The 19,434-nt window shown below is 61.6% G+C and carries 18 protein-coding genes; 11 read left to right on the forward strand and 7 right to left on the reverse strand.

Annotation, left to right across the window (positions count from 1 at the left end; translation table 11 throughout):
- Nucleotides 1-116: 116 nt before the first annotated feature.
- Entirely contained in the window at nucleotides 117-1,010 is an 894-nt protein-coding gene (locus NMG10_RS12480; protein ID WP_028690499.1) for a LysR family transcriptional regulator, read from the reverse strand.
- 146 nt (nucleotides 1,011-1,156) lie between these two features.
- Between NMG10_RS12480 and NMG10_RS12485 the strand changes: the two genes are divergently transcribed.
- The 5 genes from NMG10_RS12485 to NMG10_RS12505 all read left to right on the forward strand — a co-directional run bounded on the left by NMG10_RS12485 (nucleotide 1,157) and on the right by NMG10_RS12505 (nucleotide 7,903).
- Entirely contained in the window at nucleotides 1,157-2,236 is a 1,080-nt protein-coding gene (locus NMG10_RS12485; RefSeq protein ID WP_028690500.1) for a 4-oxalomesaconate tautomerase, read from the forward strand.
- Nucleotides 2,237-2,312: 76 nt separating this feature from the next.
- Complete coding sequence (gene dctA, locus NMG10_RS12490; RefSeq protein WP_254464452.1) at nucleotides 2,313-3,626, forward strand: C4-dicarboxylate transporter DctA; 1,314 nt, start codon at nucleotides 2,313-2,315, stop codon at nucleotides 3,624-3,626.
- 123 nt (nucleotides 3,627-3,749) lie between these two features.
- The gene (locus NMG10_RS12495; RefSeq protein ID WP_028690502.1) at nucleotides 3,750-5,054 is read left to right on the forward strand and encodes a CitMHS family transporter; all 1,305 of its coding nucleotides are present in this window, start codon (nucleotides 3,750-3,752) and stop codon (nucleotides 5,052-5,054) included.
- Nucleotides 5,055-5,117: 63 nt separating this feature from the next.
- The gene (locus NMG10_RS12500; RefSeq protein WP_254464453.1) at nucleotides 5,118-6,371 is read left to right on the forward strand and encodes an OprD family porin; all 1,254 of its coding nucleotides are present in this window, start codon (nucleotides 5,118-5,120) and stop codon (nucleotides 6,369-6,371) included.
- 179 nt (nucleotides 6,372-6,550) lie between these two features.
- Nucleotides 6,551-7,903 carry an MFS transporter gene (locus NMG10_RS12505; RefSeq protein WP_254464454.1) on the forward strand — a complete coding sequence of 451 codons (1,353 nt, stop codon included), beginning with the start codon at nucleotides 6,551-6,553 and terminating at the stop codon, nucleotides 7,901-7,903.
- A 246-nt stretch (nucleotides 7,904-8,149) separates the two neighbouring features.
- Here NMG10_RS12505 and NMG10_RS12510 read toward each other — a convergent pair whose 3' ends face one another.
- From NMG10_RS12510 to NMG10_RS12525, 4 genes are all read right to left on the reverse strand, one after another.
- The gene (locus tag NMG10_RS12510; RefSeq protein ID WP_234560523.1) at nucleotides 8,150-8,734 is read right to left on the reverse strand and encodes a hypothetical protein; all 585 of its coding nucleotides are present in this window, start codon (nucleotides 8,732-8,734) and stop codon (nucleotides 8,150-8,152) included.
- Nucleotides 8,719-9,150 carry a hypothetical protein gene (locus NMG10_RS12515; RefSeq protein ID WP_234560522.1) on the reverse strand — a complete coding sequence of 144 codons (432 nt, stop codon included), beginning with the start codon at nucleotides 9,148-9,150 and terminating at the stop codon, nucleotides 8,719-8,721. Before NMG10_RS12515 ends, NMG10_RS12510 begins: the two co-directional genes overlap by 16 nt.
- A 133-nt stretch (nucleotides 9,151-9,283) precedes the next feature.
- Nucleotides 9,284-10,324, reverse strand: coding sequence for a hypothetical protein (locus tag NMG10_RS12520; RefSeq protein WP_254464455.1), 1,041 nt, complete (start codon nucleotides 10,322-10,324; stop codon nucleotides 9,284-9,286).
- Between the two features lie 361 nt (nucleotides 10,325-10,685).
- A complete protein-coding gene (locus tag NMG10_RS12525; protein ID WP_254464479.1) occupies nucleotides 10,686-11,504 on the reverse strand; it encodes a helix-turn-helix domain-containing protein in 819 nt (272 codons plus the stop codon).
- Between the two features lie 246 nt (nucleotides 11,505-11,750).
- On the opposite strand from NMG10_RS12525, the gene NMG10_RS12530 reads away from it, so the two are divergent.
- The gene (locus tag NMG10_RS12530) at nucleotides 11,751-12,065 is read left to right on the forward strand and encodes a DUF2834 domain-containing protein (protein ID WP_254464456.1); all 315 of its coding nucleotides are present in this window, start codon (nucleotides 11,751-11,753) and stop codon (nucleotides 12,063-12,065) included.
- A gap of 298 nt (nucleotides 12,066-12,363) precedes the next feature.
- Nucleotides 12,364-12,825 carry a hypothetical protein gene (locus NMG10_RS12535; protein WP_254464457.1) on the forward strand — a complete coding sequence of 154 codons (462 nt, stop codon included), beginning with the start codon at nucleotides 12,364-12,366 and terminating at the stop codon, nucleotides 12,823-12,825.
- Here NMG10_RS12535 and NMG10_RS12540 read toward each other — a convergent pair.
- Nucleotides 12,817-13,608 (reverse strand): response regulator transcription factor, encoded by a 792-nt coding sequence (locus tag NMG10_RS12540; RefSeq protein WP_234560519.1) that lies wholly within the window; start codon nucleotides 13,606-13,608, stop codon nucleotides 12,817-12,819. The two genes, NMG10_RS12535 and NMG10_RS12540, sit on opposite strands and share 9 nt — an antisense overlap.
- Before the next feature lie 138 nt (nucleotides 13,609-13,746).
- Here NMG10_RS12540 and NMG10_RS12545 point away from each other — a divergent pair, with 138 nt between their 5' ends.
- Entirely contained in the window at nucleotides 13,747-14,850 is a 1,104-nt protein-coding gene (locus NMG10_RS12545; protein ID WP_254464458.1) for a polyamine ABC transporter substrate-binding protein, read from the forward strand.
- A gap of 187 nt (nucleotides 14,851-15,037) precedes the next feature.
- Nucleotides 15,038-15,910, forward strand: coding sequence for a contractile injection system protein, VgrG/Pvc8 family (locus NMG10_RS12550; protein WP_232856350.1), 873 nt, complete (start codon nucleotides 15,038-15,040; stop codon nucleotides 15,908-15,910).
- 63 nt (nucleotides 15,911-15,973) lie between these two features.
- On the opposite strand, the gene NMG10_RS12555 is transcribed toward NMG10_RS12550, so the two are convergent.
- Nucleotides 15,974-16,789: a carbon-nitrogen hydrolase family protein gene (locus NMG10_RS12555; RefSeq protein WP_254464459.1), complete on the reverse strand. Its 816-nt coding sequence runs from the start codon at nucleotides 16,787-16,789 to the stop codon at nucleotides 15,974-15,976.
- Nucleotides 16,790-16,912: 123 nt separating this feature from the next.
- On the opposite strand from NMG10_RS12555, the gene NMG10_RS12560 reads away from it, so the two are divergent.
- The gene (locus tag NMG10_RS12560) at nucleotides 16,913-17,725 is read left to right on the forward strand and encodes a LuxR C-terminal-related transcriptional regulator (RefSeq protein WP_254464460.1); all 813 of its coding nucleotides are present in this window, start codon (nucleotides 16,913-16,915) and stop codon (nucleotides 17,723-17,725) included.
- Nucleotides 17,726-18,095: 370 nt separating this feature from the next.
- Nucleotides 18,096-19,412 (forward strand): APC family permease, encoded by a 1,317-nt coding sequence (locus tag NMG10_RS12565; RefSeq protein ID WP_254464461.1) that lies wholly within the window; start codon nucleotides 18,096-18,098, stop codon nucleotides 19,410-19,412.
- Nucleotides 19,413-19,434: the final 22 nt, after the last annotated feature.

Below are 19,434 nucleotides of genomic sequence, written 5' to 3' on the forward strand. Positions count from 1 at the left end.
CAAGTGAACAGAGCACCCTGGATTTCAAGGGCGGTCAATAGCCGCATACGTTATGCACTCCGCGGCGCAGGTGCTGATGAACTTTGCGCGGATCCGGCATGCCATCGGTCCAGGGGTCAGCGATTGGGCCATTGCTGCAAGAGGATCGATACGAACTTTTCGGCCGCCGGCGACAGCGACGCACCGCGACGAAACACCAAGCCCAGCGTGCGGCTGACCTGCGGCTCGCCCAGCGGCACGCTGACCAACGTCGGATGGTCGGCGCTGGGCATGGCCAGGCTAGGCATGGCCGAGACCCCCAGCCCGGCCTCGACCATGCCCAGCGAGGTCGACAGGTGCTGGACCTCGTAGAACCATTGAGGACGAAGGTTCAGGCCGGCTAGCGCATGATCGAGCAACATGCGGTTGCCGCTCAGGCGACCGACCCCGATCAAGCGGTAGTCGGCCAGTTCGGCCCAGGTCACCGACTCGCGCTTGGCCAACGGGTGGTCCCGGCGGCATGCGAGCACAAAATGCTCCTGTACCAGCGAGACGAACTCGATGTCCGGATGCTGGCCACTCATCATGTTGATGCCAAAATCGGCCTCTGCGCGCAGTACGGCTTCCAGCCCATCGTTGGCACTGAGGTCCAGCAGGCGGATGCGGATCTTCGGGTACTGCGCGTTGTAGTCGCGGATCACCGAGGGCAGAAAGTAGAACGCTGCCGTGGGAATGCAAGCGAGGGTGACCTGCCCCGTCTGGCGCTCGGCCAGTTCGCGGATGCTCAGGATCGAATCCTCGAAATCATCCAGCAGGCGCCTGGCCTTGGGCAGGAAATCCCGACCCACGCTCGTCAGGCTGACCCGGCGCGTAGTGCGTTCGAGTAACGAAGTACCGAGCCCTTCCTCGAGCTTCTTGATTCGTCGGCTCAGGGCGGGTTGGGACAAGTGCAGCGCTTCTGCAGCCTCGTGAAAGCTGCCAAGTTCGGCGATTTTCACGAAAGATCTTATATCTTGCAGTTCATATTCCATCAGGCATCGCTCAGTGGGCCGTTCGATTATTGATGCTTGCATCGCAATAATGACTACGATATTTGCATTGGATTGATTTATCCATCCCTGTCACTCTTTTGCTCACAACATCAATGATGTCCATTGATCAACAAGAGTGCGAAATCATGCAACGAATTCCTTGCGTACTCATGCGCGGCGGTACCTCCAAAGGGCCGTTCTTCCACGCCTGGGACCTGCCTGCAAACGTGGTCGAGCGCGACGAGTTGCTGATCAACCTGATGGGCTCCGGACACGAGCTGGAAATCGACGGCATCGGTGGCGGCAGCCCGCAGACCAGCAAAGTGGCGATCATCAGCCCGTCGTTGCACGCCGATGCCGATGTCGACTATCTGTTCGTCCAGGTGATGGTCGCCCAGCGGCGCGTCGACACCGCGCCCAACTGCGGCAACATGCTGTGCGCCGTCGGGCCGTTCGCCATCGAGCAAGGGCTGGTCAAGGCCAACGACGGCAAGACCCTGGTACGCATCCGCAACCTCAATACCGGAACCTTCGTCGATTCACTGGTGCAAACGCCTGGTGGCATCGTGCGCTACGAAGGGCGCACGGCGATCGACGGCGTCCCTGGCACGGCGGCCCCGGTGCACCTGACGTTCCTCGATGCAGTGGGCAGCAAGACCGGCAAGCTGTTCCCTACGGGCAAACCTCAGGATGTGATCGACGGCGTGCCGGTCACCTGCATCGACATGGCGATGCCCATGATGATCGTCGACGCCCGGCAACTGGGCGTGACCGGCTCGGAAACCCCGGCCGAGCTGGATGCCGACAATGCCTTGCTGCAGCGCCTGGAAGCCTTGCGCCTGAAGGCTGGCAAGGCCATGGGCCTGGGTGATGTCAGCGGCATGGTGATTCCCAAGCCGGTGCTGGTCGCGCCACCTCGGCATGACGGTACAGTGCAGGTGCGCTATTTCATGCCGCACAATTGCCACCGGGCCCTGGCGATCACCGGCGCCGTCGGGTTGGCCACGGCTTGCGTCAGCGCCGGTACGGTGGTCGGCGACCTGCTCGGCGAGGGGGCACAACACTTGGAGCAGGTGCGCATCGAACATCCCAGTGGTGGCATCGACGTGGCGCTGTCGCGTAGCGGCGTCGATGGCAAGACCCTGCAGGCATCGGTGGTGCGTACCGCCCGTCGGCTTTTCTCAGGGTTCGTCTATGCCCCGTCCTCGCGCAGGCTGGCGGGATAGACCCAGGCCGCCGCCACCATCAGCGTGGCTTCAGCAACAAGCGCATCCGCACAATTTCAACAATGGGTGATGCCTCATGAAACTTGCCAGATCCCTGTATTTCCAGATCCTCTGCGCCGTCCTGCTGGGCGTGGTGGTCGGCCACTTCTGGGCGCAACAGGCCGTTGCCCTCAAACCCCTGGGCGACGCCTTCATCAAGTTGATCAAGATGATGATCGCGCCAGTGGTGTTCTGCACCATCGTCACCGGCATAGCCGGCATGACCGACAAGCGCTCCCTGGGGCGCCTGATGAGCAAGACCTTGCTGTTGTTCCTGCTGCTGACCGTGATCAGCCTGGTGATCGGCCTGGCGGCGGTGTACCTGTTCCGGCCCGGCGCCGGCATGAACATCGATCCTGCCACCCTGAGTACAGAGGGCCTGGGCCAATACGCCGCCTCGGCGGCGAAACTGGGCGTGGTCGACTTCTTCATGCACATCATTCCGGAGACATTCATCGGTGCCTTCAACAAGGGTGAGGTGCTGCCGGTGCTGTTCATCGCCGTACTCAGCGGCTTCGCCCTGTCGTCCATGGGCGAGAAGGGCCGGCCCGTCCTTGCGGTGCTGGAGTCGGTCTCGGTCATGGTGTTCCGTATCTTCGGTTACCTGATGCGTTTCGCCCCGGTCGGTGCGTTCGGTGCGCTGGCCTTCACCGTCGGGCAATACGGCGTCACCTCCCTCGGCGCCCTGGCCAAGCTGGTGGGCACGCTGTACATCGCTTGCGCCTTCTTCGTCCTGGTTGTGCTGGGCGGCATCTGTCGCGCCCATGGCTTCAGCCTGTGGAAGCTGCTGCGCTATTTCCGCGAAGAATTTCTGGTGGTGCTGGGTACCTCGTCCACCGAGCCGGTGCTGCCGCGCATGCTCGAAAAGCTCGAGCGGCTCGGTTGTCGCAAAGGCGTGGTAGGGCTGGTGCTGCCAACCGGGTATTCCTTCAACCTCGATGGCACCGCCATCTACCTGTCGCTGGCGGCCGTGTTCATCGCGCAGGCCTGCAACATCGACCTGACCCTCGGGCAGACGGTAACCATGCTGGCAATCATGCTGCTGTCGTCCAAGGGGGCCGCCGGCGTGACCGGTAGCGGCTTCGTGGCGTTGGCCTCGACCCTCACGGTCATCCACGACATACCGCTGGCCGGGCTTGCCTTGTTGATCGGTATCGATCGCTTCATGTCCGAGGCGCGGGCCCTGACCAGCCTGGCCAGCAACGCCGTGGCCACCGTGGTCATCTCGCTGTCGGAGCATGCCTGCGATCGCGAAACCTTGCTGCGCCGCCTCGACGGCGCGCCATCGGCGGCCGACGAAGCCGTCGACGCTCACCCCGAGTGGTCCGCGCAGCCTCCCCGGCACGGCTGACAACCGGTTATCGCTCCCATGTTGCAGTAGATTTCCCCCCAGCATCCCTGCGATGCCGGGTGGGGCAGGGGGCCGCCTGCGCGTCGGGCGGTCAAACACAGAATAAAAACAAGAGAAAAAACCATGCTCGCACTCCTGGGCCTGATCATGGTGGTGACGTTCACCTACCTGATCATGAGCAAACGCCTGTCGCCGATCGTCGCGCTCACAGTGGTACCCATCGTTTTTGCCGTGATCGGCGGTTTCGCTCCCGAGCTCGGCAAGATGATGCTCGATGGCCTGAAGATGGTGGCACCCTCGGCGGCGTTGCTGCTGTTCGCCATCCTGTTCTTCGGCCTGATGATCGATGCCGGCCTGTTCGACCCTTTGATCCGCAAGATTCTCAAGCGGGTGAACGGCGATCCGATCAAGATCGCCATAGGCACCGCGCTGCTGTCGTTGCTGGTTGCCCTCGACGGCGACGGCACCACCACCTACATGATCACCTGCGCGGCGATGCTGCCGCTGTACAAACGCATCGGCATGAACCCGATGATTTTGGCCACGGTGTCGATGCTATCGCTGAGTATCATGAGCGGCATGAGCCCCTGGGGCGGGCCTGCCACCCGCGCGATCGCCGCCCTTGGCCTGGATGCGACCGAATACTTCATCCCGATGCTGCCCACCGTGATCGGCGGCGCGGTCTGGGTGGTGTTCACCGCCTATCTGTTGGGGCGCGCCGAGCGTCGGCGCATCGGCAATGTCACCCTGGCGTCAGGGGGCGGCAATTGCTACATCAAGGAGATCCTAGGCGACAACCCACACAAGCGTCCGCGCCTGGCCTATGTGAACCTGATGCTGGTGATCGCCGTGATGACCGCGCTGGTGATGGGCGTGATGCATTCAGCGCTGCTGTTCATGATCGGTTTCGTTGCCGCGTTGATGATCAACTATCCGCAACTGGAGCTGCAGAAGGAGCGCATTCTCGCCCATTCGGGCAATGCCATGACCGTCGTGCTGCTGGTGTTCGCCGCCGGCATATTCGCCGGCATCTTCTCCGGCACCAAAATGGTCGACGCCCTCGCCCAGACCTTGGTGGACTGGATCCCCGACGCCTGGAGCCACTGGTTCCCGCTGGTGGTGGCGCTGACCAGCATGCCGCTGACCTTCGTACTGTCCAATGACGCCTACTACTTCGGGGTGGTGCCGATCCTGGCCAACGCGGCCGCGGCCTATGGCATCGACCCGGTGGAAATCGCCCGGGCCTCGGTACTGGGGCAGCCGGTGCACCTGATGAGCCCGTTGGTAGCCTCGACCCTGTTGCTGGTGGGGATGGTCGACCGCGATATCGGCGACTTCCAGAAAGCCACCGTCAAGTGGGCGGTGCTTACCTCGCTGGTGATCACCGCGCTGGCGCTGCTCACAGGTGCCTTGTCTTTCTTCGTGTGAATCACCGGGCGCCGCGCGGCGCCCACCCACCGCTCATCCAAGAACAACAACAGAGTACCGATCATGTTCCGAAGTGTTTTCCGTGGGGCCACCTGTGGCCTGCTCTGCGGCTGGTTGCCCGTTGCCGGCGCTGGCGGATTCGTCGACGACGGCAAGCTCAAGCTGCAGCTGCGCAACGTCTATTTCAACGAGAACTTCCGTGACGAGCAGGGCCTGTCCCCACGCGCGGCGGCCTCCGCCAAGCATGAGCGGACCGAGTGGGCGCAGGGCTTTTTGCTCGACTACCAGTCCGGGTTCACCCAAGGCACCTTGGGCGTTGGGTTCGATGCCCTGGCCCTGGTGGGCGTGCGGTTGGACTCCGGACGCGGTCGCAGCGGCAGCGGCCTGTTGCCGGTGCACGACGACGGTCGGGCCGCGGACGAATTCAGCAGCGCCGGCCTGACCGCCAAGGCGCGCCTGGGCCAGACCGTGATCAAGCACGGCACCTTGCTGCCCAAGACCCCGGTGCTGGTCTACAACGACGCGCGGTTGTTGCCGCAGACTTACCAGGGCACGCAGCTGACCAGCACCGACATCGATGGGTTGAGCCTCACCGCCGGTCACCTGGACAAGTTCAAGTTGCGCGACTCCTCGGACAGCACCGGCTTGTACCTGGATGGCTACAGCGGCAACGCGTCCGGTGATTTCTCCTACGTCGGTGCCGATTATGCGGTGGGCAAGCCGCTGCGCCTGAGCTACTTCCACGCCCAGCTCGACGGCTTCTATCGCCAGGACTTCGCCGGCCTGGTGCATGACCTGCCGCTGGCCGGCGGTGTGCTGACCACCGACCTGCGCTACTTCAGAAGCCGCGACAGCGGTGCCGCCCATGGCGGCGCCATCGACAACGACCTGTACAGCGGGCAACTGGCGTATGCGCATTCCGGGCATACGGTCGGTGCCGGCTACCAGGTGCTTGATGGCGAGGCGGGGCTGCCCTATATCAGCGGCGCAACGGTGTATTCGTTCAGCAACGTCGGTATCGGCAAGTTCATCGAGGAGCAGGAAAAAACCTGGATGGCCAGCTATGCCTACAACTTCGCCGCCGCAGGGGTGCCCGGGCTGACCTTCATGACGCGTTACCTCAGCGGCGACAACGGTCGCGCCGGGGAGGCGGGTATCAAGGAATGGGAGCGTGACGCCGAACTGGCCTACGTGGTCCAGGGTGGCCCGCTCAAAGGCCTGGGGGTGAGGTTGCGTAACTATGTCTATCGTTCCGACTTCGCCCGAGGTCGCGACAGCAACCGTGTGTACCTGACCTACGACATCGCGCTTTGGTGAGTGTCCATCCTGGGTGGACGGTGCGCGTCCAGGCGTCGGTTGTGGGCATTGATGGCGGGCTTGCCGAGGTCCATCGGCTGCTATCAGCGCGATCAATGTTGGCAGACGATGGCCTGATGTCCCTCTAGATTGCAAAGGCGTGCTGGAAGCCCCGAACAACAATAACGAGGGACCCGACTATGCCCACCGCCACCCAAGCATCCAACGCCTGGCGCATCCTGTTCCTGCTGTTCCTGGCCAACCTGTTCAACTTCTTCGACCGCACCATCCCCGCCATCGTCATCGAGCCGATCCGCCTGGAGTGGCACCTGAGCGACTTCCAGATCGGCATCATCGGCACCGCCTTCACCCTGGTCTATGCCATCGCCGGCCTGCCGCTGGCGCGCATCGCCGACACCGGCTCGCGCAGTCGACTCATGGGCTGGGGCCTGCTGGCGTGGAGCGGGCTGACGGCGGTCAACGGCATGGTCGGCAGTTTCTGGAGCTTTTTGCTGGTGCGCATGGGCGTGGGCATCGGCGAGGCCAGCTACGCGCCGGCCGCCAACTCGCTGATCGGCGACCTGTTCCCCGCCGGACGGCGGGCGCGGGCGATGGGCATCTTCATGCTCGGCTTGCCGCTGGGCCTGCTGCTGGCGTTCTTCACCATCGGTGCGATGGTCCAGGCCTTCGACAGCTGGCGCGCGCCGTTCTTCATCGCCGCCGTGCCCGGTGTGCTGCTGGCGCTGTTCATCTTCATGATCCGCGAGCCCGCGCGCGGCGCGGCGGAGACGGTGGCCACCGCCCAGGCCCCGCTGGACCGCCCCCTGCGGCGGGTGCTCAGCGTGCCCACTTTCGCCTGGCTGGTGCTGGCGGGGCTGAGCTTCAACTTCGCCACGTACGCCTGCAACTCGTTCATGGTGCCGATGTTGCAGCGCTACTTCGCATTGCCGCTGCACGACGCCGCGGTGGCTACCGGGATGATCGTCGGCCTGAGCGGTCTGGTGGGCCTGACTCTTGGCGGCTGGGTGGCCGACAAGGTGCACCAGCGTTTTGCTAACGGCCGTCTGGTGTTCGCCGCGCTGAGCATGTTGGTGGCCACCCTGTGCACCGCCTGGGCGCTGCATGCCGGGCGTATCGAGTTGGGCGTGTTTGTGGCGGTGTTCGGGATCGGCTGGTTGTTCTCGTACAACTTCTACACCTGCGTGTACACCGCCATCCAGGATGTGGTGCAGCCGCGCCTGCGGGCCACGGCCATGGCGCTGTTCTTCGCCGGGCTCTACCTGCTGGGTGGTGGCCTGGGGCCAGTGGTGGTTGGTGGGCTGTCGGACCACTTTGCCGGAGCGGCCATGGCGGCGGCGGGCGAGGTGGCGATGAGCGAGGCGTTCAAGGCCCAGGGGCTGCATGATGCGATGTACCTGATCCCTGTGGCCCTGTTGCTGACCATGGTGTTCCTGCTGGCGGCCTCGCGGTGTTTCAGCCGGGATGCGCAACGGATGCGCGAGGGTATGGTGATCGATGCATCGGCGACGGCGAATCAAGCCGCAAGGGCCTGAGCGAGAGAACCTCGGTGGTACCCGATCTGTGCAGAAGAACTTTCTTGTGCCGGTGTTCGCCGGTGGACCGGCTTCAGGGTGGTCGAGAGAGCGATCACCGACAAGTCGGTGCCATCGAGCGGGGCATCCGCATCGCGTTGTGTATGCCAGTTCTGGACTTGGCTAGTGCTCTGAGTGTCGAAGCCAACCCGACCGTTGGGTTACGGGTGATGCGAACGATGCATCCGTCGCCGGTAGTGCTTGTTTTCAAGGGCCACAGTTTGCGGGAGAACTGCTTTTGCTTTCGGTCTTCGATCTTATTGACGTTCGATAGTTTGCAGTTATCTCTCGATCTGTATGCAATATACGCCAGCTTCCAGCAACTGGAGTGCCTGGTAGTATTGAGAGCTCACCGTTGTCAGGCTGAATTCTGAAGCAAAAGGTCTTGAGCAGATTGTCGGTGTTGTTGATGACATGCAGAGGCCATTTGCTCTTGTTGCCGGCTAGGTCTCCGTTGCTGTCTACATGGATCAGCAACAGGTCGTAGGACCTTCCAGGGTCCACACTGGCGCGGTCGTGTATACAAATCTCCATGAAGTCTTTTGGGGTGTTGAACGAAAATGATTGCGTCTGGCTACTGCCGTCCACGGCGACGTAGTCCATTTTCCCACTCAGCGCGACGGAGAATTCCCGGGTGTTATTAGGGTCGGCCAATGGGCCTTGGCATTCATACAATAGGGTAAGTGCCGTGACTGTCGGATTTGCGTTTCCGCATGAGGTGATCACCAGCATCATCAGGATGCAGAAGCAAGCGCGTGACAATTTTTTATGGGTGTTCAGTAAGGCTGGCATGGCGGCTCCAAGGCCGTATCGGCGACCACGTCGTTTTTACTGTAAATCTGCAAGTCGGCAGCTATGGCACGGTCTGTTTTGCTGATCACCCAGTAACCATTAATGATGGACGGATTGGCGAGATCAAACTCCCCGCCGCTTGTACGTCCTTCGAAACACTGGTCCCTGATCAGGGTCTGGCCACCGTTTGCGACTACCAATGTCCAGCTTTTATTGGCGTTGATCGGTTGATAATCCTTGTCTACGTTTTTCAACGTCAGGGTGTACCCCGAGCCCGGGCTTATGCCGGCTCTGTCGTGAATGCAAATCCGCACGTAATCGTCGGCCGAGTCCAGCGTGTACTGATGGGTAAACTGTGATGTGCCGTTTTTATAGTCTCGGCGCCCGGTGAAACCAGCCTGAAATTCGTTTGTCATCGTGGGATCGGTGAAGGGTGCCGAGCAGCGATATTCTTGTGTGCTGGGTAGAAATCTCACGGGTGCGCACGAGAGTATGAGGGTACTCGCTGCTGCCACTATGCATAGAGTGTGTTGTTTCATTTTAGATTGCCTATGGCTTTTCTATAATCAGATGCATTTTAGGCTGTTTTGCGTTAGGGGAGTCTGCATCGGGCGCTCGGTTTCGTATCACCGATAAACTGCCATCTGCAAGTATGCACTCGACGAGGCCCTGGAATTCAATGACGTTCTGCTGGGAGATGGTGAGCGTCGGGGCGTCTTTCGGGTCAAATCGATATTCCGCAGTTCCCCCGTTGACAGAGGAATATCCGGTGATCATGTCGGGAAGATCAAGAACAATTTTACTGATCTCAACGCCGTTAACCGTGGTTGTGCTGGTCAGCTGGGGTGTCCGTGCATTTGGATTCTGTTGCCATAAAAAACTCGCCCCTCGTTCAGTATGCGGTGTCTTGGTGAATAGGAAGGGATCCATTTCGCAGGAGGGTGGTGGGTCGATGTTGCCTATGCCGGTTGCCGCGACGAACTGGAGGAATGGAATCTTGTATGTTGCGGTGGCCTGCCTGTGAGCGGCGTCATGGGCCCAGACAGCCTCCAGGCTTTGATTGTCTGTCGCTGGGCGTTCGATACGCAATACAGGGTATTTGTTACGGTCGATTTGGCATGTCCACATCTGCGGGTCACACTGCTGTGTTTCATAATCCGCGTTTATACACGCCCCGGATATTCTGACCGGTATGTCAAGCGCGTGCGTGCTCCCTTTGCTCTGGTAGGTGACTTTTATATTGTTGTTGAGTGAGTGGCTTTTTTGTGGAGTCAGCGTGAAGCGCAACCTGATGCTGGGGCTTTCCCCACTCATTTTTATTGGGTATGCGTTGACGCGTCCGCGAGTGTCGATGGCCTCTATTGATCCGAACACCGAATCATTGGTTTCCCACTTGATACCGTCATCTGCAATTTCTGCGGCAAGCTCTTGAGGGACATCAAGCTGCAGCACCAAGGTAGCAACCTTGAACTCGCCATACGCTATCGTAGGTTGTACGCTCGTTGGGATGGCAGCAATCAAAGGGTCGGCGCAATAACCGCCGGTGCTGATAAGCAACAGACTTGCTGCTGAGAAGCATGCGGCCTTCATGGTAAATTACTCGCCAAGTGAAGATGTATGGGAAGAGTTTCAAGTAGAGCGAAAGTATTGCCGGTGGTGGGAGGTTTGTGCTTGTTTGTAGTGTAGGTTGTTTTAAGTAGTGCCCACTTTGTGTTTCAATTTTTTTGGAATGCTTGATGTGTTGCTTATAGCGATGAGGTTTGCGTGAGGGTTTACTTTGGATTTGGCGTCGATATCCGTCGGCCTCGTGTTTTGGTTAGGTGGGCTATCTGCCTGTGTCTTTATTCGCTATGTGACGAACGAGCTTCACCGGGAATGTGGTCGTAGTTGCGTTGATGCCGATCGCAGTTAGCACCGGGAAGTGCGGTGTCAGCGCGTTCGGCGATAGCGTCTATCCAATATTCGCAAGCCACGTTTCATATGCAGTCCTCATGGTCTGCCACGTTTCATGATTGGCGGGAACCAAATGCTCGATGCGCAGCGAAGCCACTGTAATATCCAGGGGCATGCCGAAGGTTGTGAAAGTGGACAGAAAGTGCAGCTCGCCCTCACCGGTGCGCACGCGGGTCAGCACCATCGGTGACAACGGTGCGTCCGGCGGCAACGCGGGCGGGGTGGGCAAGCCTTGCAGCCACCGCGTCAGGTCAGGATTGCCCACCGCCTCCCTGGCCGCCCGCTGCCAGGCGATTGCCCGTATCTCGTCGGCATTGACCAGATGATCCCCCAGTCCGCCCGGGCGTAGCAGTGTGTCCAGCAGGTTGAGGCCCGAGGTGCTGTTCGTTGGTACACCGGCCATCGTGAACAGCAGCCCGGCACTGGCATTGGCTGCGGTGATGTCCCAGTTGCTGGCGATGACGATGGCTGGCGCGGGGTTGTTGGCCTGCAGGATGTACTCCAGCGCGTCGTGCACCATCTTCATGGCCGGGGCGTCGGGTGCCGAGGCTGCGTAGCGCGGTGCGTAGCCTGCCGCAAGGAACACATCGTTGCAGTGGTCGAGCGGCACTTCCAGTGCGCTGAGCAGGGCGTGCAGCGTGCTTGGGCTGGCCTTGGCGCGGCCAGTTTCCACGCAGCTCAGGTGGCGTTGCGACAGGCCTGCCAACAGCGCCAGGTCGAGTTGGCTGAGGCCGGCCTGGCGGCGCAGTCGGCGCAGGTGCTCTCCTGCATCGGTGATGGCAGGTGTTTGCGTGGAATGAAAGGGAGAAGGGCTCATGCTGCGACTCTGGCTGTCCTTGGCTGATGCGTCCATGACCTGCGAGGTCATTGAGGCGGGGACGACTCTATCACTACCGTGAAAGCAAGATCGCGTTCATCGAACAAAGCACAACTCTTAGATTTTACTGGGGCTGCGGGGGAGCGGGCTGGTCCCGCGATCACCCGCGTAGCGGGTGCCAGGCTCCGCGGCGCCTGCATCGCGGGGCAAGCCCGCTCCTACAGGTCCCTGCCAAGGAGTCGGACAATGAAAGCTGAATGGATCGCGCTACCAGTGTTGCTGCTGTTTACCCTGTACACCGGCTGGACCCTGATGATTGCGGATCAGTCGCTCATCGCCTTTGGCCTTGACCTGATGTCCCGACCCGATACGGCCCAGGTCGTTATCGACCTGTATGTGATGGCCGGGCTGGGCTGTGTGTGGATGGTAAGCGACCAGCGCCAGCGAGGCGGATCGTTGCTTGGTGTCTTGCCCTATCTGCTGCTGACGGCGGTGTTTGTCTCCCTGGGGCCGTTGCTGTACGTCGTGGTCAGGGGCTTTGCGCAGAGGCGCGGGGCATGAGCGGCGCTCTCGCGGTCTATGCCTGCTGCGTGGCGGTGCTGGTCATCGATGGGCGGTGTTCGGCGCAGGGTTCAGCAAGCGCAATTGGGGCTGCTGCGCAGCCCATCGCTGGCAAGCCAGCTCCCACAGGACCGTGCTGCTCCTGAGGATTGCGCTGTACCTGTGGGAACCGGCTTGCCGGCGATGGGCCGCAAGGCGGCCCTGCTAGCACTCGTGCCCGAAGGCCGGCTGTGCTAGCGTGCGCCGCCCAGCCACGAGGCTGCGGGCCGTTGGTTCTCGAATGACAAGGACAGTCGATATGAGCGATACCCCTTCAGTACTCAGAAAACTGGCCATTCGGCTATTGGGGTTGGTCGTGGTGCTGCCCGTGTTTTTGGTAACGGGATACTGCACCACATTCGCCGTGTTCTTGCTCCCGGGGATGATCTATAACGGGTTTGATGACCCTTGGGACTATCAACTGAATCGCATTGGCTTGGTCATTGTGTTGCTCATAGGCCTTATTGGCGTGAACACAGGGCTAAAGCTGTACCGGCATTTCCTGCGCAGCACCCGGGCGCCGGAATGGATCGGCTCGGCCTGGGCGGGGCTGCGGGGTCGTAGCAAACCTGGCGATCATGTGCTGGTTTCCAGGGTCGCCGTGGTTCATGGTGTTTCTGGGATGGCCTTTGTCGGGCTGTGCGGTGTTTGCCTTGTTGTTGCTGCAAAGCACCGGATGGTCAGGGATCAGCGTCCGTCAAGAAGCCTGAATTCAGCTTGAACAGAAAACATCCGGCTTCGGCACAAAAAACCGAGCAAACAATTCCGATTGCGACTTGATATTCAACTTGGCGTAAATATTCCGGCGGTGCACTTTCACCGTTTCCGCCGAGAGTGAAAGTTTCCCGGCAATCTCTTTGTTGGAGAAACCGCTCAGCAGCAGCCTGAGCACATCGCTTTCACGGGTGGTGATCTGCGCGCCCAGCTGGCTCAGTGTTTCCTGCCAGGGCGGTGCCTCGGCAAGGTCCTTCTCGACGTCCACTTCAAAGGCCATGCGCTGGTGCATCAAGGCCGTCACCCAGGGCTTGATGAGGTCGAGGATGGTGATCTGCTCCTGGCTGAAGCGCGCCTTGCTGCCAATGGAGATGCACAGCGTGCGGTCGGCGTCGAGCTGAACGTTGTATTGTGCTTCATCGGCCGAGATGTAGTGCGCGAAGTACTGGTGGTAGTACTCGGTTTCGAGAAAGTACTCCGGCGCGATATCCAGCAGGTGGAAGAACCCGCTCTGCGGGTTTTCCCGATTGGCGATGTAGAACGGGTCCAGCAGGTAGAGCCCCTTCACATAACGATGGATGAACGCGTTGACCTCTTCGGCATCCGCCACCTCGGGCAAGCTCACCACTTCCACTTGCTGGTTGGCGAAGATCAGCACCACCCAGTTGTCGATCTGCACGTACTCGTTCAACACCCTAACCAGCGAACTCCAGAACGCCGGACGGTCCAGCTGCATGATCAGCTTGCCGATCGATCGGTGCCAGGCCAGGCTTTGCAGGTCGAACGGCATTATCTACCCCTTTTGGGTTAGGCATTCGCGGGTCAGAGGTAAGTATTCCGAGGTATTTACTATCCGGTCCTGCCCGGTATAGTCGCTCACTGGGCCTAGGATGGCCGTGAAGATACATCGATTCGATAAGGATGTTGCATGAGACGGTCACGTTTGCGAACCCTTTTTTCGGCCTCGCTGCTCTGTGCGGGGATCAGTACCTCGGTGCTGGCCGCCGAGCCCGGGATGCACCTGTACAACTGGTTCGGGCTGCTCGCACCGGAGACGCCGAAGGCGTTCGAGCAGGAAACCGGCACCCGCGTGCACATGGACGCGTTCGACAGCGCCGACATCATGCAGAGCAAGGTCATGGCCGGGCGCACCGGGTATGACGTGGTGGTGGCCACTTCCAACGTGCTGCCCAGCCTGATCGCGGCGGGCGTGCTGCAGCCGCTGGACCGCGTGCAACTGGGTAATCTTTCGCATATCGACCCCGATATCCTTGCCCAGCTGGCGGTCAACGACCCCGGCAACCGCTACGCCGTGCCCTACCTGTGGGGCACCACCGGCATCGGCTACGACATCGACAAGGTCAAGGCCGCGTTGGGCGACCAGGCGCCGGTGGACAGCTGGGACCTGATCTTCAAGGAAGAGAACATCAGCAAGCTCAAATCCTGCGGCGTGGCGATGCTCGACTCGCCCAGCGAGATCATCTCGATTGCCCTGAACTACCTGGGCCTGCCCAGCAACAGCAGCAACCCGGCGGACTACCAGAAGGCGCAAGACCTGCTGATGAAGATCCGCCCGTACGTGCTGTATTTCGACTCGTCGCGCATCGACACCGACATGGCCGACGGCAATATCTGCGCGGTGGTCGGCTGGGCCAACGGCGCCCTGGCCGCCCAGGCCCTCAACGAGAAGAACAACACCGGGCGGCGGATCGGCTACAGCCTGCCGCGCGAAGGCGCGCTGGTGTGGTCGGAAAACCTGGTGCTGCTCAAGGATGCGCCCCATCCCAAGGCAGGCATGGCGTTCATCAACTACATGATGCGCCCGGAAGTGATCGCCAAGACCTCGAACCACACCCTGTACCCCAACGCCAACAAGGACGCCACCCAGTTCGTCGAACAGGCGCTGCGGGACAACCCGTGGATCTACCCCGACAAGAAGACGGTTGCCACGTTGATCCCGCTCGAGCCGCTGCCGTTGAAACTGGAGCGGATCCGCACACGGGTCTGGACCAAGGTGAAGAGTGGCGTTTGACCTGAGCTGATGTGTCGCCAGCTGCCTGGTGCAAGGGTGTATCGGGCAGCGCGTTGAACAGGGTTGCCTGCGGCCGATTGCTTCAGCGCCCCGCGAATACCATCGTTTCGTGGAACCCGGCTGTTTGGCAGTAGCGGGCGATGGTCTTGCGCACCTGATTTCATCTTATGCCGGAGGAGAACAGCGGATGTTCAGCCCAGCCCATAAGACATACTTGAACTTGACGATCAAAGGTGTGGAGCACGATTTCCAGGTGCTCGGCTACACCGGGGAAGCGGTGGCCAACAGGCCTTTCTTCTTCAACGTGGAACTGGCCAGCGAACGGCCTAGCCTGGACCTTGAACGCTTCCTCGACCTCGAGGCCTTCTTCAGCTTCGACATGAACGGCAATGGCATCCATGGGCGGATCTACCACATCGCGCCGATGGGGCAGGCCCCGTGTTCGGCGCGTTACAGGTTGACTCTGGTGCCGCATTTGTCCTACCTGCGTCACCGCATCAACCAGCGGATCTTTCAACAGTTCTCAGTGCCCAGGATCGTCGCCTTGGTATTGGAAGAGCATGGGATCGTGGGAGACGCCTATCGCTTCGAGCTGAGTGCGAGCTACCCCGAGCGCGACTACTGCACCCAGTATGGCGAAACGGATCTGCACTTCGTCCAGCGCTTGTGTGAAGAGGAGGGCATTCGCTTCCACTTCCAGCACAGTGCCCAAGGCCATGTGCTTGTGTTTGCCGATGGCCAGACGGTGCTGCCGTGGGGCGTGCTTTATCGTCCGCCCCTGGTTCATGCCAAGCCCCGGGTGGTGGAGAATCAGACCGCCGTGGTCATTGCCGTGGAGGATGACGAGAGCCGGTGTGATCGGCGCCTTGCCCGGATTCAGGTCAAGTTTCCCTGGGATCCTGAGGACAGGTTCGACGACAAGAGCTGTTGCTGGTTGTCGGTGGAGTCCGAATGGTGCTGTGAAAGCACTGCCCCACGAACGGGAATGGAAGTCATGGTCACGTTTCTCGGAAACGATCCTGATCAGCCGCGGGTCAGTGGGTGCCTGTGCTGCCGATAGCCTCATTCTGGCTACGGCAGCTTTATCCGAAATCCTCTGCGTCCTGCCCTGTCGTGTTTTCCCTTAATCGATAACCAGCTCCCATACGCCACTGGCATGCTCGATCCGCTCACCCGGCAACTGGATGCGCTGGTTGGCGCTGTAGTCATGGAAGGCGCGGGCCTTGCCGATCAGCGACAGGTCCAGGGTCACGCTATGCCTCGACTCGCCGCGCCCAGCCTCGAACAGCGTGCGGCCATACGGGTCCACCGCCAGGCTCGCCCCCACGAACACGCAGCCATCCGGCCCATCGCCCACGCGGTTGGCGACCACGGCGAACACCTGGTTCTCCATCGCCCGGGCCATCACCGATACCCGGTGCACATGATCCTCCGGTTCAGCCAGGCCATCGGTGATCAGCATCAACTGCGCGCCCAGGGCCTTCAGCGCCCTCGCTGTCTCGGGGAATTCGCTGTCGTAGCAGATCAACAGGCCCAGGCGCACGCCGCGCCATTCGACGGTGGCGAAACGGTCGCCCGGTACCACGATGCCGTGCTCCGGCAACCACAAGTGGGTCTTGCGGTAGGAGAGCAGGATGCCTTCAGGGGCGATGAACAGGGTGGTGTTGTAGAACGTGCCGCCATCGTTTTCGTACAACCCCAGCACCACCGCGACATTGTGCTGGCGCGCCGCCGCGACCACCGCCTGCACGGCATCGCCGTCGATGGCTTCGGACAGCATGCCGACGTCGTCCTCAGTGAGAAAACCGGTCAGGTGCGACTCGGGGAACAGCAGGATATCGGTGTCCGGCGCGCACTGGGCCAGGGCCTCGAGGATACCGCGCAGGTTGTGGGCGGTGTCGCCGTCGCGGGTTGTCGTCTGTACCACTTCGATCTTCATGGGCAATCCGTCTCGCTGGGCCCGACCCTTCCGCGGGCGAGTGACATTTGCGAAGGGTGGTGCAAGTATGAAAACAATCACTGGCAAAACAATCACTTCGACGGGTTAACCCGGGGGTAGGGCATGAGCTTGAGCCTGCAGGATCTTTCGTGGCACCAGGGTGTGGGCCAATGCATCGAGCACCTCGACCGGCCGAGCTTCTGGCGCACACTGGCGACGCTGCTCGGCGACTTCGTCGAGGTGGATACCTGGGTGGCGCTGCTGTTCAGCCACGACAAGCCGCTGATCTTCGACCAGAGCCCTTACGAGCGCGAGGGCATCGACCCGCTGGTGAGTGTGTACGCCAACGGCCTGTACCTGCTCGACCCGTTCTACATCAGCAGCCGCGAGCGGCCGCTGACCGGCCTGGTGCGCCTGGCCGACGTGGCCCCGGAGCAGTTCCAGCAGACCGACTACTACCGCCTGTACTTCACCCACAACGTGGTCGCCGACGAGGTGCAGTTCAACCTGGCCCTGGGCGATGGGCGCACACTGTGCCTGTCGCTGGGCGGGCGCTCACGTTTCGACGCCCAGGCCATCGCCCAGCTGGAGCTGGTACGCCCCTGGCTGATCGGTCTGCTGCGCCAGCGCCTGCACTTCGAACAAGTGCCCGAGCGCGCACCGGCCAAGCCCGCGCTGGGCCTGGCCCAGGGGCGCGACGAGGCGCGCCGGCAACTTGAGTCGGTGCTCACGGCGCGGGAGCTGGACGTGGTGCGGTTGATCCTGTCGGGGCATTCGAACAAGGAGACGGCCATCAAGCTCAAGCTGTCGGCCGAGACGGTGAAGGTCCATCGACGCAACGTGTACCGCAAGCTGGACGTGAACTCCCAGAGCGAGCTTTTTTCGCTGCTGTTCCTGGCCGGTGAAGACCTCGCCAGCCTGCAACCGGCGCCGTGATTCCCCTGCGCCATTACCCCCAGGTTAATCCTTCGACGTTATAGGAATCCGCACGGGGATCCGCATACTGGGCTGGCAGCTTGCTTGCGCGTGACCACCTGGAAACCGCGTGAGAGCGGGCTTCGCGGTCGCAGCGTGGGAGCGGGCTTGCCCCGCGATCACCGGCAAGGCCGGTGTCATCCACCACATTGCCTGCATCGCGGGGCAAGCCCGCTCCCACGCTGCATTCCCTGCACCTGCACCTGCACCTGCTTAGCGTGCTGCAGACCGGCTTGGCAATTTCCTAGAACAATCACAAGAGGATGACCCATGGCTCATTTCGCTCACGGCCCAGCCCGTGGCATCGCCCCTGCGCGCCAGGAGGCCACCCATGCCTGACGCCACCCCCGCAAAACTCTCCCTGACCTCCCTGACCGTCTTCGGCCTGGCCTACATGTGCCCGAGCCTGGCCATGGTGATCTTCGGCGTGATTTCCGAACGCAGCGACGGCATCGCCCCCAGCGCCTTCCTGTTGGCCACTGGCGCCATGCTGCTGTCGGCCCTGAGCTACGCCAAGCTGTCGCGCCTGTTCCCGGTGTCCGGCTCGGCCTACTACTACGCCAAGCGCCTGCTCGGCCCCGGCTGCGGCTTCGTGGTCGGCTGGGCGGTGCTGCTGGCCTACCTGTTCATGCCCATGGTCGCCTGGCTGCTGCAGTCGGTGTTCCTCAACGCCCAGTTCCCGCAGGTGCCCACCTGGGGCTGGCTGCTGATCAACATCGGTCTGACCACGGCGGTGACCGTCAGCGGCATGACCCTGACCGACCGCCTGAACAAAGTGCTTACGGTCCTGAGCGTGGCGCTGGTGCTGCTGTTCATTGGCTACTGCCTGCGCTATGTGGCCGGCCAGCCCCAGATCGGCTTCACCCACCCCGTATGGAACGAGCACAGCACCTTGACCGGCCTCACCGCCGCCGCCGCCATCGCCGCCTATTCGTTCCTCGGGTTCGACGCCGTGACCACCCTGGCCGAGGAGGCCGAGCAGCCCAAGCGCGACATCCCCCGGGCGGTGCTGCTGGTGATCAGCGTGGGCGGGCTGCTGTTCACGGCGGTGGCCTACCTGATGCAACTTAGCCATCCCGGCGGCCAGTTCGCCGACCCAGAGACTGCGACCTATGCGCTGTCGATCGAGGTGGGTGGGCAGTTCTTCGCCGACTTCGTCAACCTCGGCGGCATCGTCGCCGGCTTCGCCTCGTGCCTGGCGGTGCAGGTCAGCGCCAGCCGCTTGCTGTACTTCATGGGCCGCGAAGGCGTGCTGCCGCCGCGTTATTTCGCCAAGCTGCAGGGCAGAGCGCGCACGCCGGTGTTCAACCTGCTGCTGATTGCCGGGCTGGGGTTGATCGGGATCGGCGCGGATGTGAGCTCGGCCGCTTCGCTGATCAACTTCGGCGCGTTCCTGGCGTTTGCGGCGGTGAATGTCTGCGTGATTGCGTACTACCTGCGTGAGCGGCGCAAGCAGCGGTTGAGCGGGGTGGGGTTCGTGGTGTTTCCGCTGCTGGCGATTGGGGTGAACCTGTATCTGCTGTCGCTGCTGAGCACGGTGGTGATACTGGCCGGGGTGGCTTGGCTGGTGTGTGGCGGGTTGTACCTGATGTGGCTGACGGCGGGGTTCAGCAAGTCCACGCCGGGGCTTATGGAGGTTGAGTCTTGAGGTGATGCGTATGCCACTGCAG

Source organism: Pseudomonas sp. DVZ6 (assembly GCF_024259445.1).
Lineage (GTDB): Bacteria > Pseudomonadota > Gammaproteobacteria > Pseudomonadales > Pseudomonadaceae > Aquipseudomonas > Aquipseudomonas peradeniyensis.